This window comes from Rufibacter sp. LB8 (genome assembly GCF_014876185.1).
GTDB lineage: Bacteria > Bacteroidota > Bacteroidia > Cytophagales > Hymenobacteraceae > Nibribacter.
The window spans coordinates 1,717,501-1,742,274 of the sequence record NZ_JADALJ010000001.1 but is presented as its reverse complement, the minus strand read 5'-3'; the positions used below and the strand labels follow the sequence as shown (position 1 = coordinate 1,742,274).

Sequence of the window (24,774 nt, the reverse complement as noted above, 5' to 3'; positions counted from 1 at the left end):
GTTTCTAGTTCATTGCAGGTATACATTTAGAAAGAGGCGAAGATGAAAAAGAGTCATATTTATTGGGGTACAGGTCTCCTGCTGGGGTTACTAATGGTTGTGTTGGCGTTCCCCGCCGAAGCGCAGTGTGCCATGTGCCGCGCTTCCGTAGAATCTTCCAACGGAGAGTCCCCAGATAATATCACCAACGGGTTGAACAAGGGAATTCTGTATCTCATGGCAGTGCCCTACATTCTGGCCGCGGGTGTGGGCTTTTTCTGGTACAAATACAGCAAAAAGAGATAGTGTCTGCCTGGGAACATGCCAAAGCCGGCTTATCATTGAAATGCCCCAGATGCCACCAAGGCAACATGTTTTCCCATTCAGCCTTGAATCTCAGGGAATTTGACAAAATGCCCGAGGCATGCCCGGTCTGTGGTTTCCGGTTTGAAATTGAGCTGGGTTTTTATTGGGGCGCCATGTACATGAGCTACGGCTTGTCGGTGATAATTGTGGTGCTGGTGGGGCTGGGCCTGTATCATCTGGCCAACGACCCACCCACTTGGGTGTACCTGACCACTGTGGCTTCCATAGTAGTGGTGTTCACGCCTTTCCTGTTCAGATATGCCCGGGTCATGATGCTCTATTTTTTTGGGAGTGTTTCTTTTGACCCCAAATACAAAGTATAATTCTTCGTTAGCTTAGCAAGGCAATAGAAGCAAGGCTGCACGGCCAGAGGCAACGGCCGTTTTTGGCCTCATTTTCAGAAATGAGCCCGAAAACGGGATTCGCTCTGACGGTGAGGTTTAAATTTTAGCCACTTCTACCCAAATTGCCCGTATTATGGCTAAATTCGGAAAAAAGCAGCATTGAGGTACCGCGGCAATCTCCCTTTCTTCTTTCTTGTGGTTGCCTTGCTCTTGGGCGGGGTAGGATTGTTTCTGCAAACCAGTGTGCAGCGTGACCTGCTCCATTCCAAAAAGCAGCAGTTAGCCCAGGAAATCCAGGCGCGGGTCCATTCCCAAATCGCCCAAAGCCAATCTCTTCTCAAACAACTGAGCGCAGGTCTTCCGCTGAAGGCAGGTCAGTTTTCGGCGCTATTGCCCCAAGCTACCAGCCCGGTGCTTATTTACCAGGCCAACCAACTGGTATTCTGGTCAGACCATATGCTGCGCAGTGACGTGGAGCCCCACATGGTCAGACAGCCAATTCAGATTCTGGAGAATAGGTTCGGACGATTTTTGGTGGTCAGCCAGAGGCAAGCCCCAGACTATTTACTTGTAACTGTCACGCCGCTGGAAACCAGGTACGGCATCAGCAATTCGTACTTGAAAAACGCACTAAACCCAGCCCTGTTTGAGGACCATGCAGTAGCGTTGCAAACCGATAAAAGTGAAAATGCCTTTGTAATCAAAGGCACTCAGGGGCAGTACCTTTTTTCATTGAAGATTCTGGAGCCAAACCAGTGGCTGCACGCCAGCAAATTCACTTTGCAGTTGTACGTGCTGGCCATTGTCAGTTGGTTAGGCTTTGTGTTAACCCGAAAAAAACAGCTTCAGGCACAGGGCAAACCGGGCATGGCTTTGAATTTTGCGGTGGCCGGGTTGCTTTTGCTCCGGATGGTCATGCTGCTGGGGCAGTTCCCGGGCACGGTGCAAGACGTTGGGTTGTTCAGCCCACGGGTATATGCCGCCGCTTGGTGGTCGCCGTCTTTAGGCGATTTGCTTTTGAACGAGGGGCTTCTTCTAGTTTTGTCCTGGTGGGTGTACCAGTACGCCAAAGGCAAGCGTTTTGGGGCTCATTTTCAGAATCAAGGCCAAAAACAGAATATGTTCAGCGTGCTGCTTGCCCTGGGAATTATAGTGCTCATGATTAGTTGGTATGAAAGTTACCGAAGCCTCATCACCAATTCCCAACCCATCCTGGACATCACGCAGAACATACAGTTCAACCCCGAGAAACTGCTGTTGTTCCTGGCCATGGTGCTGCACACGCTGGCTATAAGTTGGCTGCTCAGGCTCTTGCTTCGGTGGCTTCCGTTTAACTCAGACAGCCTTGCGCCGTTTGCCGCGGCCTGGGGCACGGTATTGCTGGTGGCACTTTTGTGGGCGTTCTGGCGCGAGGCACCCATTGGCAACTGGACCGTTTTGCTCTCCAGTTCTTTGCTGGTTCTTTGGGAAATGGCGCACAGACGGTTCCTGAACAAGGCCAGCATCTATTCCAGCGTATTTCTGGTGAACATCATCAGTGCCAGTCTGGGTGGCGCGGCGTTGTATGATCTGTACGATAAACAGCTCCGGCAAGAAAAACAGCGCGTGGCCGCTCAATTATTGAAAGACCGCGATGAAGTCACCGAATACCTGCTCGCTGAGGCCGCCACCGCCATTCAAAAAGATGCCTTGATTACGCGTACGCTGCGTGCGCCTTGGGTAAACCAGAAGTTCATTGATCAAAAAATAAGAAGGCATTACCTTCGGCCGCTCACAGAGAGTTACACGGTGGTCCTCCGAATGTTTGACGTCAACGGCGCGGCGCTTATGGTGCATGACTCTGCCTTGAATCTGGAGACCTATGCCGCCACCAGAGCCACGGGAGCCAAACCTACCACCCAGAAAGGCCAGTTGCTGGTGAGTTCAGCGGCAGAGCCTGGCCGGTTTACGTATCTGCAGGAAATTAAACTGCTTTTAACCGAAGGGCAATGGGCTACGGTGGTTTTGGAACTGAGCCCTAAAATAACCACCCCCAACAGTGTGTTGCCAGAATTGTTGGTGGAACGCAAAAGCACCCAGGGCAACGCCGTTCCAGCCAGCAGTTACGCCCTGTGGCGCGAAAACCGCTTACTAAAGACCGAAGGCTATTTTGAGTACAGCCAAACGTTTGGGTCGGCGTTGTTAGAGGTGCCGCTGCTGTACACCCAGGGCTTGACTATTGCCGGGTACCACCACGTGGCCACTAAATCCATGGACGGCACGGTGGCGGTGGTGAGTACGCCCATCTACGGGTTCAGGTCCTGGCTGTCCAATTTTTCGTTTCTCTTTCTGCTGCATACCGTCACTTTGTTTGGGTTGCTGGCGGTCTCTGTGCTGTATCGGGGCGAATTGGTGCAAGTCATCACTTCCACGTTCAGTACTAAAATTCAGCTGTTCCTTAATTTGGGCGTGTTGGTTCCGCTCGTATTAGTTAGCCTTACCATTGGCAGCCTGGTCACCGATTCTTACCAACAGGATTTAACCAGAGGCTACACTGAGCAAGGCGAATTCATCCGGCAGAACCTCATGACCAATGCGTTGGGCGGGAGAAGCACGCGGCCAGATTCGTTGGTTCGGCGCGTAAACCGGTTAGCCGCGTTGGCCCAGACCGAAGTAAACGTGTACAATGCCCAGGGACAACTGCAGATTGCCAGCCAACCCGCTTTGTTTGAGGCCGGCGTGCTCTCCACGCGCCTAAACCCCGAAGCCTACAGCGGCCTGAAAGAGCGCGGCCTTGCGCGCATGCTGCTGCAGGAAAAAGCCGGCGAACTGCCCTTCAGCACCATGTATTTGCCCTTACGGAAAGCAGGGGAGGTGAGCCCCAGCGGTTTTCTGGCCATTCCGTACTTTGATTCGCAGAAAGAACTGAATAACAAACTCATCCAGCTCATCACCACTATTCTCAACATTTTCACGGTCTTGTTTCTGGTGTTTGTGCTGCTTAGTTACCTGGCCACGCGGGCGCTCACGGTGCCTTTGCAGTTACTCACCGAACGCCTTAAAAAAACCACTTTGACCGGCAACAATGAAAAACTGGTCTATGAATCCCGCGACGAGATTGGCTTGTTGGTGCGCGAATACAACCAGATGCTCCAGAAGCTGGAGGAAAGCAAACAGGAACTAGCGCTTCGCGAAAAAGAAGCCGCCTGGAAAGAGATGGCCCGCCAGGTAGCCCACGAAATCAAGAATCCGCTCACGCCCATGAAGTTGTCACTGCAGTACCTGCGCAAAGCTATGCAGGAGGGCAGGAGCAATCTGGAGGAACTGGTGGAGAAGATTTCCAAAACCATGATCACTCAGATTGACGTGCTCAGTGACATTGCCACCTCTTTCTCCAATTTTACCTCCATGCCAGACCTCAAGCTGGAAACCCTGGAACTGAACGACCTCATTAAACGCGCCGCCGACCTCCACATAAATTCACAACAACACCAGGTGCAGTTGAATTTGCCCCAAACGCCCATTCATGTGCGCGCCGATGAAAACCAACTCATACGGGTGTTCAACAACTTGCTGCTGAATGCGCTGCAGGCCGTTCCGTCTTCGCGTACGCCGGAAATCACTATTGACGTGACCAACCTGGAACCTGATTGGGTAGTGGCGGCCATTTCAGATAACGGCTCAGGAATACCAGAAGACGTGCAGCCCAAAATCTTCATGCCGAATTTCAGTACCAAGTACACGGGTTCTGGTATTGGGTTGGCCGTGGTGAAAAAAGCGGTAGAAGCCATTGGCGGCACCATCTGGTTTGAGACCAAAGACCAGGAAGGCACCACCTTCTTCCTGAAATTGCCGGTGCAGCCGTCATGAACCAGCGCGCGTTCATAAACATTCTAATGCTGACGTTCCTATTTGCCGTGGGAAGTCAGGCGCAGTCATTGTCTAACCGGCGCTGTAAATGGATTGTGGTGCAAGTGGGTGCGTTCCAATTGGATTCCTTGACCATTCAGGAAGCTTCACTGGAATTCTATGACCGCCGGCAAGTCAGGATTTCGCCGCCATACCAGTACAACGCCGAGACCAACCAGCTTTTTTTCACGCAACTGCCGGCCCGCCCTTCGCCAATGCCGCGGCTGTTGCCAGACAAAATCACCCGAGATAGCACCGGGGCGTTTTCGGCCTCATTTCCGGAAACGAGGCCGAAAACGGATTCCATCTTGATTTGTTACCGCGTGTTACCGGTAAATCTGGGCGCGGGTGTATTCAAGCGCGATATTAGAAGATGGGATTCCACTTCATTTGAGCGGCAACCGGTGTTTGAGGTACCGTCAGGCCGTGAGGAATTGTTCAAGACGCCGGGCCTCAACAAAACGGGCAGTATCTCCAGGGGCGTGTCAGTGGGGAATGCGCAGAATGTGTTCGTGAATTCGGCCCTGAACCTGCAATTGGAGGGAAAACTGACCGAGGAAATAGATATTACCGCCTCAATCACTGACCAGAACATTCCGTTTCAGCCCGAAGGAAACACGCAGCAGCTGCAGGAATTTGACCGCGTGTTCATCACGTTGCAGCACCGGTTGTGGACCATTACGGGCGGCGACGTGGTTTTGCGCAATAGGCCAACTTCCCATTTTCTCAAGTTTTACAAAAACGTGCAGGGCGGTGCTTTGGAGGTGAACCGCGGTAAACCGGGCTGGGAAAGTGCCACCTCCGTGGCAGCTTCGGTGGCGAAGGGCAAATTTGCCTCAGAAATCATCACGCCCATTGAAAGCGTGCAGGGGCCGTACCGCCTGCGCGGCCCAAACGGCGAACGGTTTATTATTGTGCTGGCCAATTCTGAGCGGGTTTATTTAGACGGACAGCTGTTGCAACGTGGCTTCGACTTTGACTATGTCATTGACTACAACCAGGCCGAAATCACCTTCACACCCAAATGGGTGATTACCAGAAACTCGCGCATACGCGTGGACTTTGAGTACTCAGACCAGAATTACAGCCGCAGCGTGCTCCACGCCAGCCATTACCAGAACATGGGCAAATTCAAGGTCTACGGTAATTATTACAATGAAGCTGACAATCCTAATAGTCCACTACTGCTCAACCTGAATCAAACCCAGAAACAGCTCCTCTCCCAGATTGGGGACAACGTGAACCAAGCCTTTACCAGCGGGGCAGACTCGGTTAGGTTTGACCGGAACCAAGTGCTGTACCAGCGCAAGGAAGTTTCCACCGCCAACGGCACCTACACCATTTATGAATATTCCACAGATTCAACGGTAGCGTATTACGCCGTGAGTTTTACTGAGGTGCCGCAGGGCCAGGGCAATTATGTGCTGCAGAATTCCACGGTGAACGGGCGCGTGTACCAATGGGTGGAACCGGTGAACGGTGTGCCACAAGGCCGCTATGAACCCGTGCGAATTCTTCCCACGCCTATTCAGAAACAGATGATGACGCTGGGCGGAACCTGGGCGCTAGATGCCAAAGCCGAAGTTTTTCTGGAAGTGGCCGGTTCTAAAAATGACCTCAACCGGTTTTCAAAGCTGGATTCAGAAGACGATGAAGGCAAAGCCCTGCGCGTGGGCTACCAGTTCAGTGACAAACAAGTGAAATTCTTAGGCGACTACAAATTGCGCAGCGCGTTCACCTATGAATACACAGACCCCAACTTCGTGCCCATTGACCGCTACCGCGATGTGGAATTTGACCGTGACTGGAGCAGTCCCACCAATACTACGCTGGCAAGACAGCCGCGCGTGGAAGACCACATTCTCACGTTTGCCGTGGGCGGCGTGCGAGATGCGCAGCGGTTTGTGAATTACCGCCTGAGCCGCCGCAGCCGCCCCGGCGAAGTAGACGGCACGCAGCATCTGCTGGAATTGGGGCAAAAGCTGCTGGGGCTGGAACTTCGCACGAATCTCTTCTTGATGAACAACAACCAGCCGGAGACCAAATCTGAGTGGGTACGGGGCGAAGTGGGCGTGCAATATCCCACCAAATACATCACGCCCGGCTACGTGTACCGCTTCGACAAAAACCGTGTGACGTCTAACCTGAATGAACAACTGCTGGCTTCGGCTAATTATTTTGATGACCACTTGTTGTACATTCAGAACGCAGACACGGCCACGTTCAAGTACCGCGCAGAGTACAGCCGCCGCGTAGATTACCGGCCAGAGAATGGAGAGTTGGGCAACAGGCAAGTAGCCAATACTTACAACGTGAGCGCCAGCACGGTCATCAAAAATAACCACCAACTTACTGCCTTGCTCACGTTCCGGAACATTGAGGCCCGCGACAGTTTGCCGGAGACCACGGTGCTGTCAAAAATCAACTGGACCGGCGATTTCCTGAACCGGCATCTGCGCTCAGAGATGAGCTACGCCATTGGCACCGGCCGCGAGCTAAAGCGCCAATACCAGTTTGTAGAAACAATTCCCGGCCAGGGTACGCATTACTATGAAGACCTGAACGGCGACGGAACCCAGGATTTAGACGAATTCTTTGAATCGCAGCCCACTGACCCGCCGTACCGCCGCACGCACATCAGGCTGTTCATTCCCACAGATGAATACGTGATTGCGTACACCAACAATTTCACCTACCGGCTCAACAGCAGCTTGCCCAGAGAATGGCAAACCGCGGAAGCCTGGTGGAAACGCATGGCGGCCAAATTTTCGGCCATCTCGTTCATCACTATTGACAAACGCACCACAGATAACGGCCTGCGCAACCGGTTCAATCCGTTCAGTCTGAGTTTCGCAGATTCCAGCTTGCTTTCTTTGTCACAGGCGTTCAGGAACACCGTTTATTTCAATAGAAGCAACCCCAAATACGGCGTGGAATACACCTTGCAACAAAGCCAGCAGAAAATTCTATTGACCAACGGCACCGATGTTCGGAACAATGACAGCCACCAGGTTTTGTTCAGGGTAAACTTGACCGAGGTTTTCTCCAGCCGGCTAGACGTCACCAAGGCCACGCGGCAGAGTACTTCCAATTACCTGACGAACAAAAACTTCACCATACAATCTTACGAGGCCAAGCCAGAAATTTCTTTTCAGCCCAACAACACGCTCAGGTTCACGGGCACGTACCAGTTTCAGTTCAAGGAAAATGAGGAAGGGGAACGGGAAAACGCGCGGTTCCATGAGGTGGGCGCCGAAACACGCCTGAGCCAGGTCAGCAAGCGCACCGTAACCGGCGTGGTCAAATACATTAACATCAAGTACACCGGCAACACGTTTTCGCCCATCGCGTTTGAGATGCTCAACGGGTTTCAGCCGGGCAACAATCTCACCTGGAACCTGGCCGTGCAACAACGCCTCAGCAACGGCCTCAACATCACCCTGGACTATGACGGCCGCAAACCCCAAGGCATCAGAACCATCCACACCGGCCGCATGCAAGTATCAGTTCTTTTCTAATTAGGGATTTAATTTCTGTTTTGGGGCTCATTTCTGGAAATGAGGCCAAAAAAAGAAAAATATCTAATAAGTCGAATTCAAACCGCCTTTACAGTTTGCCATCAAAATCTTTTCAGGATGACAAATGGGGTGAAGGGCGTTCTGATAATTCCTAATTCTTAATTCCCAATTCCTAATTATTACGTGGTAGTGTAATGCCTTCTCAGCCAGGCGCTGATGCCGGTGGGGCCGGGGAAAAGCACGCGTTCAGTAATGTTGGCCTGGTCCAGTTTGTCTCGTATTTCCCACTTGAGTTTAGACGGAATGATGAGCCGGAAATAGAGGTCGGGATGGTCAGTGAGCCATTGGCAGAGCATGGCGTCTGGGGTAGACATCATGGAAAACAGCGCGTATTGGTGCACAATGCGTTCATCTAACGAAGGCGGCTCCAGGAACATGACGAAGGGTTTTTCCTGGAATTCACCCAGACTTTTAAGGGATCCCACCACGGGTTCCAATACCTCTGGGGTGAACACGTTGGAGCCTTCATCTCTAATGGCGCGTTGCAAAGAGGGCGGCAGATAATCGGTGGATTTGACGTAGTTCACGCACCAGATCACACCGTCTGCATGAAAATTGGTCAGGTCAGCGGTAGCGAAATGCAGTGCCACGTACGGTGAATACGTCCAATCCAGCAAGCGGGTGGGGAGACCGTGGTGCTGGGCGACGGCCAGCCAGTTCCAAATGGAGTCTGAGGCTTCAGTAGTGCCGCGTGCGTATTTCCTGAAGTTGCGGAGCAAGTGGGATTCCAGCTTCGGGAAGTCGCCGCCAATGCGCATGAGGCTGGTCTTGAGGCCGTAATTGCGGTTCCAGAGCCCCCTGAACACGTACGGCGACCGGTAGCGGTTGATGGTGTCATCCCAGGAATCCCGGAAGAGTTCGCGCTGCAGTTCTTCCCAAGACTCCACGCGCAAGTCATTGGGCATCTCCAAGTTGGCGGAATAAAGTACATCCTGGTCCATGGGCATCTGTACGGAAGAGTAGGGCGGCGTTGTTCCGGGGTTCATAGAGAATGCGCGTTTGTTCAGGTGAATTCAGTACTAATACGTAGCCGCAGTTTACATTATTCTGGGGTCAATCAAAATTCCGTTTTCGGCCCCGTTTCCAGAAATGAGCCCGAAAACAGAATTAAAACTCCTCTGCTTCAAGTTTTGAACTTGGAGCCCCAATGCCGCCAGTTTTCTATCTGCTTATAATTTATGGAGAGCAAAAAGTATTTGCGACAGAGAAGCGTTTTCGGCTTCATTTTCAGGATTGAGCCCGAAAACAGAAACGCCAGCGGGTTGGGCTGGCGTTCTGACTCTTTTAATAATAGGTGTTCGGGATTAAATAATTCTGCACGTAATCCTGTATGCCTTCTTCCAGGGTGTGGAACGGTTGGTCATAGCCAATGGCCTTCAGTTTCTGCATGTTGGCCTGCGTGTAGTATTGGTATTTGTCTCTGATGTCCTCAGGGGTGTCTTTGAAATCAATGTTGATGGGCGCGCCCATGGCCGTGAACGTGTTGAACGCCAAATCCAGGAACGTGCGGGCTTGCCCGGAACCCAAATTGTAAATGCCTGAGTTCTTGCGGTGGTGCATCAACCAGTACAGCACGTCCACCACGTCTTTCACATACACAAAATCACGCATCTGCTTGCCGTCTTCAAAGTCTGGGTTGTGTGACCGGAACAACGTGAGGCGGCCAGATTCTTTGATGGAATTGTAGGCGTGCATCACCACCGAGGCCATTCTACCTTTGTGGTATTCATTGGGCCCGTACACGTTGAAGAATTTGAGACCCACCCAGAAAAACGGTTTAGCCGTCTGCTCCAGCGCCCATTTATCGAAATCATTCTTAGAATCACCGTATGCATTTAGCGGTTTTAGCAGGGAAATCAGACTTTCGTCATCGTCATAGCCCAAGGTGCCGGAACCGTAGGTGGCCGCCGAAGACGCGTAGACCAGCGGAATCTGGTATTCACAGCAGGCGTTCCACATTTGTTTGGAGTAGTCCAGGTTGAGCAGGTTCAAGACTTCCAGGTTACTTTCGGTGGTGTCTGTACGCGCGCCCAGGTGAAAGATGAACTCCACGTCTTCGTAGTTTTTTTCCAGCCAGTCAAAGAACTCGGCGCGGTCCACGTATTCCTTGATTTTTTTGCCTTCCACGTTGGGTAATTTCTTGGCAATGGAGAAATTGTCCACCACCACTATGTCATTGAAATTAGCGGCGTTCAGGCGGGTGACAAGGCAACTGGCAATAAAGCCGGCGGCTCCGGTAACTACTATCATAGAAATCGAGGATTAAATACGGGCACAAAACTAACCAAAGGTACGAAACTTTAGCGCAGATGGCTTTCTTAAAGGCGGGGCCAAAGTTTCCGTTTTTGGCTCCGTTTCCAGAAATGAGCCCGAAAACGCCCATCTGCCACATGAACTTTTCCTGTATCTTTGGCCCCTTAGATGATGAAAAATTCCTTGTTCCCCGTTCTGTTGAGGCAATGTGTTGCTTGGTCAGTTGTGGCGGTTGTGTTGGCTTTTTTTACCGCCTGCGACACCCAGCCCAAGAAAGAGACCGCTGCCGTGGCCGCCACCTTCCGCACCGTGGAAGATGATTTAGGCCGAAAAGTGCACGTGCCGGTGCAGCCCAAACGTGTGCTGGGCCTCACGCCCTCCATGACCGAAATGCTTTTTGCCGTGGCCGACCCCGCCACCATCATCGGCCGGACCCAGAACTGTGATTACCCCAAAGCGGCTTTGGCCAAACCGGTGGTGAACAATTATCCCATGGACTATGAACAGCTGCTGGCTTTAAAACCAGACCTGATTTTCGCGTCTGAGGGCATTATTTCCTCTGAAGTGGCCGCGCAGATTCAGAAACTGGGTATTCCGGTGTACTACCAGGCGTATGACAGCGTGGCCGATATTTTCAACGGATTGCTGGATTTGGGTAAACTCCTGAAACGTGAACAATTTGCGCAGCGCCTAGTAGATTCTTTGCAACAGCAAGTACAGGCCCTCACTGGCAATAATTTAACCCAGGAAGCCCCAACCGTACTGGCCATTACCTGGCGCGACCCTATTTACGTGTACGGCCTGAACACGCTGTTCACAGACAAACTCCGGTACGCCGGTGGGAAAAACGCGGTGCAGGAGTTGTTCGCGCAGCCGTACCCGGCCCTGACCCGCGAGTACATTCTGCAGCTCAACCCAGACATTATCTTAGGCGGAACCTTTGAACACCTTGATAAAACCTTTTTCTCTCTGTACCCCGAACTCCGGCGCGTGAAGGCCTACCAGCAGAAACGTATTTTTGAGGTAGATGACAATTTAATGTCCAGGCCCGGGCCGCGCGTGGTGGAGGGTATTTTGGAACTGCAATCAAAACTGATGTGAGAAAGACCCTGGCTGTTTTTTTTGGTTTGTTTCTACTGCTGGCGGTAGGCTTTTTCCTGGGTTTGCGGGTAGGCAGCATCTCCACACCTTATAGCACCATTCTGGAAGCATTTACCAACTATAACAGCACAGATGCCGCGCATTACAGCATTGTGAATTTGCGCTTGCCCCGGTTGCTGCTGGCGTTTTTAACCGGGGCTTCTTTGGCGTTTTCGGGTTATTTAATGCAAGCATTGGTGAACAATGCGTTGGCTGATCCTTATTTATTAGGCACGGCCTCGGGCGCGTCTTTGGGTGCTTCGCTGAGTTATTTCCTGCTCACGGAGCTGACTATTTTTGGCTTGTACCTGCCGCCGTTTTTTGCCTTGGTGGGTTCTTTTGCCGTGACCTTGGTAGTGGTGTTGTTGGGTTCCAGACGCGGACAGTTGATTCCCAGCCAAATGCTGTTGGTGGGCATTGCCCTTAGCTCTTTGCTCACGGCGCTGGTAAGTCTAATCATGTTTCTCTCTGATTCTGAAAGTCAGCTCAAGTCTGTGGTATTCTGGAGCATGGGCGGTTTTGAGAAAGCCGATTGGGGCACCCTGGGCTATCCGGCCACGGCCGTGAGTCTGGGTTTGGTCTTGTTTTTCTTCCTTCAACGCCATTTGAACGCCTTGCTCCTGGGCACTGAACGCGCCGAGACCCTGGGCGTGAACGTGAGCGGCATTAGATGGGTGATGATGGTGACCGTGTCTGTGGTAACAGGTTTTGCCGTGGCGTTCTCTGGGCCGGTGGGGTTTGTGGGATTAATGGTGCCGCACATTACGCGCGCGCAGTTGGGTACTACTAATAGATTCAATTTATTGGCGGCCGCGTTGGCCGGTGGTTTGTTCCTGGTGTTGTGTGATATCCTGTCCAGATTGATTTATCCGCCGGCAGGTTTACCGGTTGGCATAGTTACGTCGTTCTTTGGTGTGCCTTTCTTTGTATATTTGCTGCGTAGAAAGAATTACCGATTCAATTAATGGTATACGTAAGCAGGTTAGAACATTTCAATGCGGCCCACAAGCTGCACAATCCCAATTGGTCCATGTCCAAAAACAAAGAAGTTTTTGGGCCATGCGCCAACGCCAACTGGCACGGGCATAATTATGAGTTGATTGTAACGGTAAAAGGCAAGCCAGACCCGGACACGGGCTTTGTGATTGACCTCAAGAAACTGAGCGTGCTCATCAGGGAGAACATCATTCAGAAAGTTGACCACAAAAACCTGAACATGGATGTGCCGTTCATGGAAGGAAAGCTGGCCAGCACAGAAAACCTGGTCATGGAGTTCTGGAACATCCTCTATCCGTTGATTTCTAATATTTCTGAGGCCAGGTTGCACAGCCTCAAGCTTTATGAGACACCCCGCAATTTTGTGGAGTATCTGGGCGAAGAGTAGACACTGACTATTGTACCGGTGCTTGGTGCCGGGGTAATTTGAAAGAACAAAGGGCGCGTGAAACTTTCAGGCATCAACTTTGTTTATAGGTACTTACAAACCAATATGCGCTTTTAATGGCCATAGCCCTCTAGATGAAGTATTATATCATAGCCGGTGAAAGATCCGGAGACCTGCACGCTTCCAACCTCATTAAGCAGCTGCATATACAGGACCCCAACGCGCAGGTGCGGGCCTGGGGTGGCGAGATGATGGAAGAGGCGGGGGCTGAGTTGGTGAAGCATTACCGCGAGATGGCCTTTATGGGTTTTCTGGAGGCGGCCACCAACCTTCTCAAAATCAAGCGGTTCTTGAAGGAATGCCAGCAAGATTTACTGCAGAACAAACCAGATGTGCTGATTCTGGTAGACTATGCCGGGTTCAACATGCGCATGGCCAAGTTCGCGAAGGAGCACGGCATTAAGGTTTTTTATTACATCTCCCCTAAAATCTGGGCCTGGAACCAAGGGCGAGTACACAAGATTAAACGTCTGGTAGACAAGATGTTTGTGATCATGCCTTTTGAGAAAGACTTCTACCAGAAATTTGATTATAACACAGATTACGTGGGAAACCCCGTTTCTGACGCGGTCAATGCCCACACGGTCAACCCCAATTTCAGGCAAGACAACGGCTTGGATGACCGGCCCATTATAGCGGTATTGCCCGGCAGCCGGCAGCAGGAAGTGGAGAACATTCTCTACATCATGCTCAGCATTCTGCCGCCGTTCCAGGATTACCAATTTGTGGTGGCCGCCGTGGGTAATTTCTCCCGGGAATATTACGAGAACTTTAACCGTGAGCCCTTCATCAAGATTGTCTATGACCAAACCTATGACATTCTGGCGCACGCAGACGCTGCCTTGGTAACATCTGGCACGGCTACCCTGGAGACGGCTTTGTTCAATGTGCCGCAAGTGGTCTGCTACCGCACCAGCAATATTTCCTACCTCATTGCCAAAGCGGTGATCAAGGTAGATTACATCTCTTTGGTGAATTTGATTGCCGGCCGGAAAGTGGTGCCAGAATTGATTCAAGGCGATATGAATGCCCAGAACCTGGTGCGCGAGCTCAAGAACATTCTGGAAAACCCCGCGGGGAGACAGGAACAACTCCTGGGTTACAAGCAGGTAAAGGAACTCATAGGGGATTTCAATACCTCAGAGACGGCGGCCAAACTGATGGTGGAATACCTGCAGGAAGGCCAGCCGCAACCGGTTCGTAAGAAAGACGCGGTTTAGCCCTCATTTCAAATGTAGAGCCCAAAAACGGAAAGGCTCCCTTCGCATTGCTAAGGGAGCCTTTCCGTTTTATGATTCCTTGTGATTAAGCTACTTTCAATTGCTTGATGGATGATTTCTCAAACTTGTCGCGGGCATAGTCCAGGGTGATGACTAGGTCCATGGTGCCTTCCTGCTCTTCTGAGGGGAGGTCAAACATGGCATCGGTCATAATTCCCTCGCAGATGGAGCGAAGGCCGCGCGCACCAAGTTTGTATTCGGCGGCTTTCTCCACAATGTACTCCAGCGTGTCTTCTGAGAAGGAAAGCGTGATGTTCTCCATCTCAAACAGGCGCTTATATTGTTTCACCAGGGAGTTTTTAGGCTCGGTTAAGATCAAACGTAAGGTTTCTTTGTCCAGCGGGTTCAGGTGCGTGACCACCGGCAGGCGGCCAATGAGCTCCGGAATCAACCCGAAGGATTTAAGATCTTGCGAGGTAATGTAGCGCAGGAAGTTGTTGGTGTCCATCTCCTCTTCCAGGGAAGTCTTGGAGAACCCGATGGGTTTGGTGTTCAGGCGGCTCTTGATTAAACGGTCAATGCCCACAAAGGCGCCGCCGCAGATGAACAGAATGTTCTCTGTGTTCACCGAAATCATTTTCTGCTCTGGGTGCTTACGCCCGCCCTGCGGCGGAACGTTCACCGCGGTGCCTTCCAACAGTTTCAACAAAGCCTGCTGCACGCCTTCGCCAGACACGTCACGGGTGATAGAGGGGTTGTCGCTTTTGCGGGCAATCTTATCAATCTCGTCAATGTAGACAATGCCACGTTCGGCGGCTTCTACGTTGTAGTCGGCGGCCTGAAGTAAGCGAGTCAAGATACTTTCCACGTCTTCGCCTACGTACCCGGCCTCGGTGAGCACGGTGGCATCGGCTATACAGAATGGCACTTGCAGCACACCGGCCAGCATACGGGCCAGGAATGTTTTCCCGGTTCCGGTTTCGCCCACCATGATGATGTTGGATTTCTCAATCACCACGTCATCTGTCTTGGGCTTCTGCATGAGGCGCTTGTAGTGGTTGTACACCGCCACTGACATCACTTTCTTGGCTTCGTCCTGGCCAACCACAAACTGGTCCAGGTACTCTTTCATGTCCCGGGGTTTGATGAGGTTGAACTTGGGGGCACGGTTGGTGGCGCGCAGCCTGTTTTCTTCGTTCAGGATTTGCTGTGCCTGGCCAATGCAGCGCTCACAAATATGAGCGTTTATGCCTGATATCATCACAGACACCTCTTTCTTATTCTTGCCGCAAAAGGAGCACGTAATTTCTGCCATAAACCGGGGAGTGGAGTGTACTTTGCCGACCGCTAAATTGGGGCAGCTACGGCAAAGTTACAAAATTGGTTAAGCACTGCGCCAATATATTTTCAGATAAAGTTTCTGAAACGCTGGAACAACTGTTTGGAAGTAAGTGGCTTATAAAATATAGTATATGTTGTATCTGATTGAAGGAGAACGCGCTGCCTGCTCTTTTTGCACTTTATGCCTGATTTCTAGTGCTCACTGGATTGGTGTTATTTTATTGTTACTGTACTTTCTGGCTTCCGTTTTTGGCTTCATTTCTGGAAATGAGCCCGAAAACGGACGATTTTGTTTGCCCAATTTTCTGTTGCTGGCCTTGCCTGTGGTGTAGTTGTAGAAAGTCAGGATATTAAAAAAGGCCTGCTGGTGGGCAGGCCTTTTTTAATAAAGTAGTAGGTGAGATTACACTTTATGACGGGTCAATACTTCGTCAATGAGGCCATAGTCCTTGGCTTCCTGGGCAATCATCCAGTAATCGCGGTCAGAGTCTTTGTCAACTTCTTCCACGGTTTTGCCGCTGTGGCTGGAGATGATTTCGTAGAGTTCTTTTTTCAGTTTCAGGATCTCGCGGGCGGTGATCTCAATATCTGAGGCCTGGCCTTGCGTACCACCCATAGGCTGGTGAATCATGACACGGGAGTGAGGCAGGGCAGAGCGCTTGTCTTTGGCGCCGCCGCACAACAACACCGCTCCCATTGAAGCGGCCAAACCGGTACAGATGGTGGCCACATCCGGCTGCACGTACTGCATGGTGTCATAAATACCCAAACCGGCATACACAGAACCACCGGGGCTGTTGATGTAAAGCAGAATGTCTTTCTTAGAGTCAACGCTTTCCAGGAACAGGAGCTGCGCGGTGATGATGTTGGCGATATAGTCATCTACCTGGGTGCCCAGGAAAATGATGCGGTCTACCATTAAGCGGGAGAATACGTCAATCTCTCTAAAGTTGGTGGGTCTTTCCTCAATCACGGAGCGGGTCATGCTGGTAGGGTGCATGTTGGTTTTGCTCTCTAGGTGGGTGAGGTATTGGTCAACGCCCAGGCCACTCATGCCCAGACCGTGTACGGCAAATTTTCTGAATTCGTCTTTGTTGTACATATGGGTTCTGTTTAGAAGCCTTAACTTAAAAAGAAAGGCGTGGGTTACAAAATCCAAAGCCCAAATGGCGGGCATTTGTTTTCAGGTTCATTTTCAGAAATCAGGCCAAAAACGGAAAGGTGGGTTTTGCTGCCATTATGGCGGAGGGTATCATCAGGAAGTATGTGTCAGATAATAAACCTTTTGTTACACCTAACTTGTCAATCTACAAACGTCTCTTTAATTATCTGTTTGCAGGCAGTGGCTTCAGAAGGGTGCAGTTGGCCCAGACTTTTTATAATTCTAATTTTATCTATGGTTCTTATTTGGTCTAGCACTACCCACCCCGTTTGGTTATTGTGCTTAATTTTAACTCGTGTTGGGTAGGTACGGCTTTTGGTAGTCATTGGCGCGACCACCACCGTTCTAAGATTATAGTTGATTTCGTTAGGGGAAATAATAACGCACGGCCTGGTTTTCTGAATCTCACTCCCCACGGTTGGGTCTAGGTTAACCAGCACAATGTCATATTGATTTACGTCCATTCCTCAAAGTTTTCGTCCTCAAACACATCGTTGAGAAGCAGTTGGTCTTCACCGCTCTCATGCATTTTCTTGAAGGCAAGGTCCCAGCCTTTTCTTGGTTGGTCAATGGGTTTCAATACGATTTGACCCTTTTCCAGAATCATTTCCACCTTATCCTTAATATTATATCTTTCAAGGATGGCCTTGGGTAAGCGAAAGCCTTTAGAGTTTCCTATTTGAATGATTGATACTTCCATAATTGTACAATAGATATGTAATTACAAAGTTACTACGTTTACGACTAAAAGCAAAATAGTGTTCTGCGTACTCCATTATGAATTCTAACTACTACTACTACTACTACTACTACTACTACTACTATTAAATGGGATTTGGGAAGAATTACTTATTGCAGCTGGTTAGAATTTTGTGGAAATGCTGAAAAATTAGTTTTTCCTAATTTCTGATTTCGGGCTCATTTCTGGAAATGAGCCCGAAATCAGAAACTTAATACAGCTTCTAAAACACACATTTCATTAAACTTCTAGACAACTTGTGTATGAAGAAGATTGAAATAAGGAATAAACAAAAAAGCCCCTGGCATTTACCAGAGGCTTTTCATTATAAGTTAGTTAAGCTACTTACGCGCCTACCTTGTTTCTGAATTCTTCAGCGGTGATGCTGTTTTCAGTGATGGTCACTTTGCTTTTCACAAACTCCAACACTTTCTCCGCTACCAAGGCTTCGTACTCGTTCACGAAGTTCTTGCCGTTGTTTTGCTTCAAGTGGTTGTCCAGGAAATTGTTGAAGGTGTCTTCCATCTCTGCCGGAACTTCTGGCATGTTGAACTGCGCCATCATTTTCTGACGGGCACTTTCCACCACGTCTTCGTTCTTCACCTGAATGTCATTCTCCTCCACTACTTTGTTCCGGATCATAGACCACTTCAATTCCTTCACATATTGGTCATAGAACTCGTCAATCTGCTCTGGGGTGATTTTGCCTTCGTTGGTCACGGTCAACCAGCGTTTGAAGAACTCGTTCGGGATTTCAATAGAAGATTTCTCTACTAATTGGTCAATCACGTCACGGTCCAAGATGTTAATGGCTTCGCGCTCGTAATTTTCACCAATCACCTCGCGTACCTTGGCGTCAAATTCTTCCTGCGTAGTCACGTTGTCTTTCCCGAAGATTTTGTCGAAGAACTCCTGGTCCATGGCAGCGTTCTCTGTGCGGTTGATTTTCTCCACCACAAACGTAAACTCGCCGTTCAGGTCTTTGGTCACGTCTTTGCTCAGGCCGGTAACATGGGCCAGGGCCGCGTCATCACCAAAGGCTTCTCTAATGTCAAACGTGATGGTGTCACCTGGTTTTACACCTACAAATTTATCGGCACCGGCCAACACTTTGTTTAATGGCAATAAAGTCTTGGTTTCAAACTCACCTTCGGTTTGCTTCAGGTCACCGTACAGGTAATCATTGGCTTCAGAAACGTCTGGGTTGGTGGTTTTGCCAAACTGCTTCTGCATCTGCTCGTAGGCTTCGTCAACAGTAACTTGGTCTACTTCAATGTTGTATTTCTGCACAGACACGTCAGACAAAGGCAATTCAAACTCAGGCAACAGGCCAATGGCGTAGCTGAACTCAAACTCCTTCTGGGTGTCCCAGTTGATGGTGCTGTCATCCAAGCGCTCCGGCAGGGGCTCGCCCAAGATGCGCAGCTTGTTTTCTTTGATGTAGTTGTTCACTGACTCATGCAACAACTGGTTGATGGAGTCCACCAGAATGCCTTTGCCGTACATCTTCTTGATCAAGCCGGCGGGCACCTTGCCCGGACGGAAACCCTTGATGTTGGCCTTCTTGCTGTAATCTTTGATTTGCTCGTCTACGCGCGCGGCGTAATCAGCCTCTTGCAGGCTTACGGTTAGGCTGGCGTTCTGGCCGTCGGTTTGATTGAGGGTAATATTCAAGGTGCTTGAGGTTTAAGTTGTGCGACTATAAAATTGAAAAAACCCCCAACCCCGGTTGGGATTGAGGGTTTCACTTGTGCGGATGGAGGGACTCGAACCCCCATGCCTCGCAGCGCTAGATCCTAAGTCTAGTGCGTCTACCAATTTCGCCACATCCGCATACAGTGTGTTTTGTAATGGTGCTGCAAATGTAGCAAACTCTTTTTTGTTTATGCAACTTGCTTTCGTTTTTTTTGGTAAAAATTTTATAAAACTGGTCAGCATGCCGGGCACTCTTGCTTTTGCGAGTAATCTGACGTACTTACCCCTATGATTGACCACGAAGCCGAGCGGAAGGAGATACTGCGCCATTACAGAAAGTTGCTGCGCCACGCAAAACCATTCTTAAAAGACAATGACGCCAAGATTATAAAGAAGGCTTTCAACACGTCGTTGGAGGCCCACAAAGAAATGCGCCGCAAGTCAGGTGAGCCCTACATTCTGCACCCTTTGGCCGTAGCCCAGATTGCCGTGGAAGAGATTGGCCTGGGCACCACCTCCATTGTGGCCGCGCTCCTGCATGACGTGGTAGAAGACACCGACCTGGAGATTGCCGACATTGAACGCGACTTCGGGCCTCGGGTGGCTAGAATCATTGAAGGCCTGACAAAGATTTCCGGTGTCTTTGAGTACGGCACCAGCCAACAGGCAGAGAATTTCCGGAAAATGCTGCTCACGCTTTCAGATGACGTGCGCGTGATTCTGATTAAACTGGCTGACCGCCTCCACAACATGCGCACGCTGGGCAGCATGGCCCGTGACAAGCAGCTCAAGATTGCCTCAGAAACCATGTATTTGTACGCGCCCTTGGCCCACCGCCTGGGTTTGTATGCCATTAAGTCTGAGCTGGAAGACCTGCATCTCAAGTACACAGATACTGAGACCTATAAATACATCTCCAATAAAATCAGGCAGACCAAGAGCGCGCGCGGCAAGTTCATTGGAGATTTTATTTCGCCTATAGAAGAAGAACTGCGCAAACAAGGGTTCACAGATTTTGAGGTGAAAGGCCGGCCCAAGTCCATTTACTCCATCTTGAAAAAGATGAAGAAGCAGAACGTCACCTTTGAGGAAATCTATGACCTGTTCGCCATCAGAATCATCTTGAACGTGCCGTATGAACAGGAGAAACCGGCCTGCTGGCGCGTGTATTCTATTGTCACCGATTTTTACCAGCCCAACCCAGACCGCCTGCGTGACTGGGTGAGCACGCCCAAAGCCAACGGCTATGAGGCCTTGCACACCACGGTCATGAGCAAAACCGGCCAATGGGTGGAAGTGCAGATCAGAACCAAACGCATGGATGACGTGGCCGAACGCGGCTATGCGGCCCACTGGAAATACAAAACCGGCAGTGTGGGCCCGGCAGAGTCTGGCCTGGACAACTGGATCAACAAAGTGCGCGACATGCTGGAAGTGAGCAACACCAACGCCATTGAGTTCCTGGATGAGTTCCGGACCAACCTGTTTGTGGAGGAAATTTTCGTGTTTACACCCAAAGGGGAATTGATTATTCTTCCGGATAGAGCCACCACGTTGGATTTCGCCTTTGAGATACACACGCAGATTGGCTACCAGTGCCTGGGCGCGAAGGTGAACCAGAAACTGGTGCCGTTGAGTTACCGCTTGCACAACGGCGACCAGGTAGAGATTTTGACGTCGCAGAAACAGAAGCCCACCGGCGAATGGCTGAAATTTGTCACCACATCCAAAGCGCGTTCTAAAATAAAAGATTTCCTGCGCGAAGAACGCAAAGAGAAAGCCGAGGAAGGCTGTGAACTTGTAGAAGCGCGCCTGAAACAGCTTTCCATTGAGGCCTCCACCGCCAACCTCAACCGCCTGGCCGCCTATTTCAACGCGCCGTCCTTACAGGACTTCTATTATAGAGTGGCGGCGGGCCTGCTGGACATCAAGGAAATCAAAGACTACATCTTCAACCCGCACAGTGACCAGTATAAGCCGGTGTCTATGCTAGACGGCTCCAGTTTTGACAAAGAGGTGGAGAAAATCAGGGGCATCAACTCGCAGTTGCTGGTTATTGGCGGCGACACCGACAAGATAGACTATGAACTGGCCAAATGCTGCAATCCTATTCCGGGAGATGATGTGTTCGGGTTCCAGACGGTGAAGCACGGTATTTCTATTCACCGCACTACCTGCCCCAAAGCCGTGGAACTGATGTCGAATTACGGGCACCGCATTGTGAAGGCCAAGTGGACCGGGCAGCAGGAACTGTCGTTTCTGGCGGGTATCACCATTAAAGGAACCGACCGCGTGGGCTTGGTGAATGATGTAACCAAGGTGATTTCCAACTCGCTCAAAGTGAATATGCGCTCCATCACCATTGACTCCAATGACGGCGTGTTTGAAGGCAGGCTGATGGTGTTTGTGAATGACACCGCCCAGCTGGAGAAACTGATTCAGCGGCTCATGAAAGTGAACGGCGTGCTGAGCGTGGACCGGTTTGATTCTTAGCAGCGTGAGTAAGAATTTCCGTTTTTGGCTTCGTTTCCAGAAATGAAGCCAAAAACGGAAAGCATTTTGCATAAGCTGTCAAGTTTCGCCACGCATGCTGTTTTTGGCTCCATTTCCAGAATTGAGCCCGAAAACGGAAATAGGGGAAGATCTAAATTTTAAATCACACCAACTGTAAAAGCAGAAGAGCCCGCTTTGTAGCGGGCTCTTCTTGTTATATGATTGGGTTCTATGAATTAGAACTTGATGCTCAAGCCAATGGCCAATTGAGACAAGTTCTTCGTCTGGAATTCAGCAAAGGCACCAATCTTCTCAGTGAAGTAATAAGAAGCACCAACTAAGAAGCCAATTTCGCCTTCTGAGTCACTTTCCATTTCCTCATTCAACTCATCTACTTGCTCTTCAATGTCCTCATCATCGCCAGAATAATCAAATGAAGCTGAAACAGTAGCATAGTTATAGGCAAGACCAGCATATAAATCTACTTGCTCATTCTGTAGAAGGTCTAAGTGATACGTTAGTCTTGGGGAGATAACTATTATTCTAGAGGTGAATTCTACATCATCAGCAAATGATTCATCATCACTAACAGAGGCGTAAGACAAGCTTGCACCTACACCAATAACGCCAGGGCCCACCTCGGCACCAAGTCCTCTATCAAATGAAGCAGTGAATGGTCCAAACATGCCGTCTGGTTTCTTGTTTTCAGTAACTACACCGTAACCAATCTTCAATTCATTTGTTCCACCTTCAAAAGAAGCCTTCGGCTTGCGTTTTACAGCGTATGGCTTGTAAGAAGAGGTAGCCTCACGGTAAGAGATGTTCAGGCTTTTCTCAGCCGGTGCGTTCACAGTTAGAATGGTCTCCACTTTGGCGGCGGGGGCTTCTTCAGATTTCTGGGCAAACCCTACGGTTGGCAATGCGCCTAGCAAGCAAACCAGAGAGGCCGCTTTCATGCCTTTCAAGAAAGTAATTGTTGTCATAAAAGAAAATAGTTAAAAGGTTTAGATTTTATCCTTTACAAATAAAAAGGATTAGTTGTGGGGCAAATATATTCAAATAAGTATTTCTTGTATTTCAAAGGCTACTTTTTCTCCCATAAATACTCATTAGTAGGTAGTGAGAATTGCAGATGCTGGGGCAGGAGGTTTAGCATTACCAGTTAAAACTATTAAGTTTGCAGCAGAGGAACGCGTATGGCACTAGATGAGCTCAAATTTATTGAGGTGAAAAAGATCTTCACCGCCTACCTAGAAAGCAAAGGCCTCCGGAAAACCCCGGAACGCTTCGCCATCTTGGAGGAGATTTACTCCCGCACCGGGCATTTTGACGTGGAGTCGCTTTACATCAGCATGAAGAACAAGAACTACCAGGTGAGCCGGGCCACGGTCTATAACACCTTGGACCTGCTGGTGGAGAATGACCTGGTGAGCAAGCACCAGTTTGGCCGCAACCTGGCCCAGTATGAAAAATCTTACGGCCGCCGGCAGCATGACCACGTGATCTGTACAGACTGCCACAAGGTGGTGGAGTTCTGTGATCCACGGGTGCACAACATCCAGACCATGGTGGGAGAGTTGCTCAATTTTAATATTCTGCACCACTCCTTAAATTTGTACGGCATCTGCGGCGACTGCCAGGCCAAGTTAAACGCACCCAACCAATGAAAATAGAACACACATCAGAAGAGAACATTCTCATCATTAGGTTAGAGGGCGATATGATTGGCGGGCCCGAAACCCAGCGCCTCATGGACCTGGCCAACACCACCATTGATGACTCCATGCTGCTCTCGGCCATAGACCTGTCCAACGTTCGGTTCATCAATAGCAGCGGCATAGGCGTGTTGGTGTCTTTGCTGACCAAATTCAGGAACCGGGGCGGCGAGCTTCTCTTGATCAATCCCTCTGAGCACATCCGTAAATTATTAATCATCACCAAACTGAACGCCATCTTCACCGTTGCCGAAGATGAGGCCACCGCCATTCAGCTTCTTAAAGAATCATTATAAATGCCAGTTGACATATTAGTAGGCCTCCAGTGGGGCGACGAAGGAAAAGGAAAGATTGTAGACGTGTTGGCCCCACAGTATGATGTGGTGGCCCGTTTCCAGGGAGGCCCCAACGCAGGCCATACCTTAGAGTTTGAGGGCACCAAGCACGTGCTGCACCAGATTCCGTCTGGCATTTTCCATCCGCACATTATTAATATAATTGGCAACGGCGTAGTGCTGGACCCTATAGTATTTAGAGTAGAAGTGGAGAAACTGCTGGCGCGCGGCATTGACGTTACCCAAAACCTGCACATATCTAAAAAAGCGCAGCTCATTCTGCCATCGCACAAAAGCCTTGACAGAATTTCTGAAGAAGCCTTAGGTACCTCAAAGATTGGGTCTACCCAAAAAGGAATTGGCCCGGCCTATCAAGACAAAATTGGCCGAAGCGGTTTACGCGTTGGGGACATTCTGCAGCCAGATTTTGAAGAACGGTACAAAGCCACGGTGGCCAAGCACCAGAAAATCGCTTCGTTCTACCAAAAATCATTAGATATTGAGGAACTGGAGCAGCAATTCTTCAGCGCCGTAGAATTCCTGCGTACGTTTTCGTTGGTGGAGTCTGAGTATATGATCAACCAGGCTATTAAAGACGGAAAGAAGATTCTAGCTGAGGGCGCGCAAGGTTCTCTTTTAGATATAGACTTCGGGACATACCCTTATGTGACGTCTTCCAATACGTTGGTAGCGGGCGCTTGTACCGGGTTAGGTATTGCCCCAAGACATATAGGCGAGGTGTACGGCATTTTCAAAGCTTACTGTACCCGCGTGGGAAGCGGTCCGTTCCCTACAGAATTGCATGACGAAGTAGGAGAGAAGATCCGCCAGGCCGGCCGTGAGTTCGGTTCCACCACCGGCCGGCCCCGTCGCTGCGGTTGGATAGACCTGCCCTCGCTAAAATATGCCATCATGCTGAACGGCGTGACCCAACTCAACATGATGAAAGCCGACGTGCTGGACGGATTTGAGGAAATCAGCATCTGCACCCATTATAAAATGGCAGATGGCACCGTAACAGACCTTTTGCCGCATGATATGGATAAAACAGAACTCACACCAGTCTATATTAACATGAAAGG

The 24,774-nt window shown here is 50.1% G+C and carries 21 protein-coding genes and 1 tRNA gene (1 of these 22 only partly in view); 13 read left to right on the top strand and 9 right to left on the bottom strand.

Going from position 1 to position 24,774, the window contains the following annotated elements; all coding sequences use genetic code 11:
• The first annotated feature begins 42 nt into the window (after positions 1 to 42).
• The 4 genes from IMY23_RS07455 (at position 43) to IMY23_RS07440 (ending at position 8,095) form a co-directional block, all read left to right on the top strand.
• On the top strand, positions 43 to 285 hold the full coding sequence (locus IMY23_RS07455) for a hypothetical protein (protein WP_192821474.1): 243 nt from the start codon (positions 43 to 45) through the stop codon (positions 283 to 285).
• Between the two features lie 65 nt (positions 286 to 350).
• Positions 351 to 668, top strand: a complete 318-nt coding sequence (locus IMY23_RS07450; protein WP_225986444.1) for a DUF983 domain-containing protein — start codon at positions 351 to 353, stop codon at positions 666 to 668.
• A 216-nt stretch (positions 669 to 884) separates the two neighbouring features.
• Complete coding sequence (locus tag IMY23_RS07445) at positions 885 to 4,538, top strand: HAMP domain-containing sensor histidine kinase (RefSeq protein ID WP_192821473.1); 3,654 nt, start codon at positions 885 to 887, stop codon at positions 4,536 to 4,538.
• A 26-nt stretch (positions 4,539 to 4,564) separates the two neighbouring features.
• Entirely contained in the window at positions 4,565 to 8,095 is a 3,531-nt protein-coding gene (locus IMY23_RS07440; RefSeq protein ID WP_192821472.1) for a hypothetical protein, read from the top strand.
• 179 nt (positions 8,096 to 8,274) lie between these two features.
• Here the strand turns inward: IMY23_RS07440 and IMY23_RS07435 are convergent, their stop codons facing one another.
• Both IMY23_RS07435 and rfaD read right to left on the bottom strand, forming a co-directional pair.
• Positions 8,275 to 9,141, bottom strand: coding sequence for an FRG domain-containing protein (locus tag IMY23_RS07435; protein ID WP_225986443.1), 867 nt, complete (start codon positions 9,139 to 9,141; stop codon positions 8,275 to 8,277).
• 298 nt (positions 9,142 to 9,439) lie between these two features.
• Complete coding sequence (gene rfaD / locus IMY23_RS07430; RefSeq protein ID WP_192821471.1) at positions 9,440 to 10,405, bottom strand: ADP-glyceromanno-heptose 6-epimerase; 966 nt, start codon at positions 10,403 to 10,405, stop codon at positions 9,440 to 9,442.
• Between the two features lie 237 nt (positions 10,406 to 10,642).
• Here rfaD and IMY23_RS07425 point away from each other — a divergent pair, with 237 nt between their 5' ends.
• From IMY23_RS07425 to lpxB, 4 genes are all read left to right on the top strand, one after another.
• Positions 10,643 to 11,509: an ABC transporter substrate-binding protein gene (locus IMY23_RS07425; protein ID WP_370589836.1), complete on the top strand. Its 867-nt coding sequence runs from the start codon at positions 10,643 to 10,645 to the stop codon at positions 11,507 to 11,509.
• A complete protein-coding gene (locus tag IMY23_RS07420; protein WP_192821470.1) occupies positions 11,506 to 12,513 on the top strand; it encodes an iron ABC transporter permease in 1,008 nt (335 codons plus the stop codon). Before IMY23_RS07425 ends, IMY23_RS07420 begins: the two co-directional genes overlap by 4 nt.
• The gene (locus IMY23_RS07415; protein ID WP_192821469.1) at positions 12,513 to 12,932 is read left to right on the top strand and encodes a 6-carboxytetrahydropterin synthase; all 420 of its coding nucleotides are present in this window, start codon (positions 12,513 to 12,515) and stop codon (positions 12,930 to 12,932) included. Before IMY23_RS07420 ends, IMY23_RS07415 begins: the two co-directional genes overlap by 1 nt.
• A 134-nt stretch (positions 12,933 to 13,066) precedes the next feature.
• Entirely contained in the window at positions 13,067 to 14,212 is a 1,146-nt protein-coding gene (gene lpxB, locus IMY23_RS07410; RefSeq protein WP_192821468.1) for a lipid-A-disaccharide synthase, read from the top strand.
• Between the two features lie 85 nt (positions 14,213 to 14,297).
• Here the strand turns inward: lpxB and clpX are convergent, their stop codons facing one another.
• On the bottom strand, positions 14,298 to 15,527 hold the full coding sequence (gene clpX, locus IMY23_RS07405) for an ATP-dependent Clp protease ATP-binding subunit ClpX (RefSeq protein WP_192821467.1): 1,230 nt from the start codon (positions 15,525 to 15,527) through the stop codon (positions 14,298 to 14,300).
• A 157-nt stretch (positions 15,528 to 15,684) separates the two neighbouring features.
• On the opposite strand from clpX, the gene IMY23_RS07400 reads away from it, so the two are divergent.
• On the top strand, positions 15,685 to 15,885 hold the full coding sequence (locus tag IMY23_RS07400) for a hypothetical protein (protein ID WP_192821466.1): 201 nt from the start codon (positions 15,685 to 15,687) through the stop codon (positions 15,883 to 15,885).
• Positions 15,886 to 15,956: 71 nt separating this feature from the next.
• On the opposite strand, the gene IMY23_RS07395 is transcribed toward IMY23_RS07400, so the two are convergent.
• From IMY23_RS07395 to IMY23_RS07375, 5 genes are all read right to left on the bottom strand, one after another.
• A complete protein-coding gene (locus IMY23_RS07395; protein ID WP_192821465.1) occupies positions 15,957 to 16,655 on the bottom strand; it encodes a ClpP family protease in 699 nt (232 codons plus the stop codon).
• A gap of 200 nt (positions 16,656 to 16,855) precedes the next feature.
• Positions 16,856 to 17,179, bottom strand: a complete 324-nt coding sequence (locus IMY23_RS07390) for a type II toxin-antitoxin system PemK/MazF family toxin (RefSeq protein WP_192821464.1) — start codon at positions 17,177 to 17,179, stop codon at positions 16,856 to 16,858.
• Positions 17,170 to 17,415, bottom strand: coding sequence for an AbrB/MazE/SpoVT family DNA-binding domain-containing protein (locus tag IMY23_RS07385; protein WP_192821463.1), 246 nt, complete (start codon positions 17,413 to 17,415; stop codon positions 17,170 to 17,172). The genes IMY23_RS07390 and IMY23_RS07385 overlap by 10 nt, the downstream gene beginning before the upstream one ends.
• A gap of 384 nt (positions 17,416 to 17,799) precedes the next feature.
• Positions 17,800 to 19,128 (bottom strand): trigger factor, encoded by a 1,329-nt coding sequence (tig, locus tag IMY23_RS07380; RefSeq protein ID WP_192821462.1) that lies wholly within the window; start codon positions 19,126 to 19,128, stop codon positions 17,800 to 17,802.
• 77 nt (positions 19,129 to 19,205) lie between these two features.
• Positions 19,206 to 19,287: transfer RNA gene (locus IMY23_RS07375), tRNA-Leu, on the bottom strand.
• Positions 19,288 to 19,437: 150 nt separating this feature from the next.
• Between IMY23_RS07375 and IMY23_RS07370 the strand changes: the two genes are divergently transcribed.
• The gene (locus IMY23_RS07370) at positions 19,438 to 21,642 is read left to right on the top strand and encodes a bifunctional (p)ppGpp synthetase/guanosine-3',5'-bis(diphosphate) 3'-pyrophosphohydrolase (protein WP_192821461.1); all 2,205 of its coding nucleotides are present in this window, start codon (positions 19,438 to 19,440) and stop codon (positions 21,640 to 21,642) included.
• A 236-nt stretch (positions 21,643 to 21,878) separates the two neighbouring features.
• Here IMY23_RS07370 and IMY23_RS07365 read toward each other — a convergent pair whose 3' ends face one another.
• Complete coding sequence (locus tag IMY23_RS07365; RefSeq protein WP_192821460.1) at positions 21,879 to 22,625, bottom strand: outer membrane beta-barrel protein; 747 nt, start codon at positions 22,623 to 22,625, stop codon at positions 21,879 to 21,881.
• Positions 22,626 to 22,838: 213 nt separating this feature from the next.
• Here IMY23_RS07365 and IMY23_RS07360 point away from each other — a divergent pair, with 213 nt between their 5' ends.
• The 3 genes in view from IMY23_RS07360 to IMY23_RS07350 are tightly spaced (each overlapping or abutting the next) and all read left to right on the top strand, a layout consistent with a single transcriptional unit that may run on beyond the window.
• Entirely contained in the window at positions 22,839 to 23,309 is a 471-nt protein-coding gene (locus IMY23_RS07360; protein ID WP_192821459.1) for a Fur family transcriptional regulator, read from the top strand.
• Positions 23,306 to 23,653 carry an STAS domain-containing protein gene (locus IMY23_RS07355; RefSeq protein ID WP_192821458.1) on the top strand — a complete coding sequence of 116 codons (348 nt, stop codon included), beginning with the start codon at positions 23,306 to 23,308 and terminating at the stop codon, positions 23,651 to 23,653. The genes IMY23_RS07360 and IMY23_RS07355 overlap by 4 nt, the downstream gene beginning before the upstream one ends.
• Positions 23,654 to 24,774: the 5' portion of an adenylosuccinate synthase gene (locus IMY23_RS07350; protein ID WP_192821457.1), read on the top strand. The gene runs 148 nt beyond the window's last position; only the first 1,121 of its 1,269 coding nucleotides appear in the window; the start codon lies at positions 23,654 to 23,656; the stop codon falls past the right edge of the window.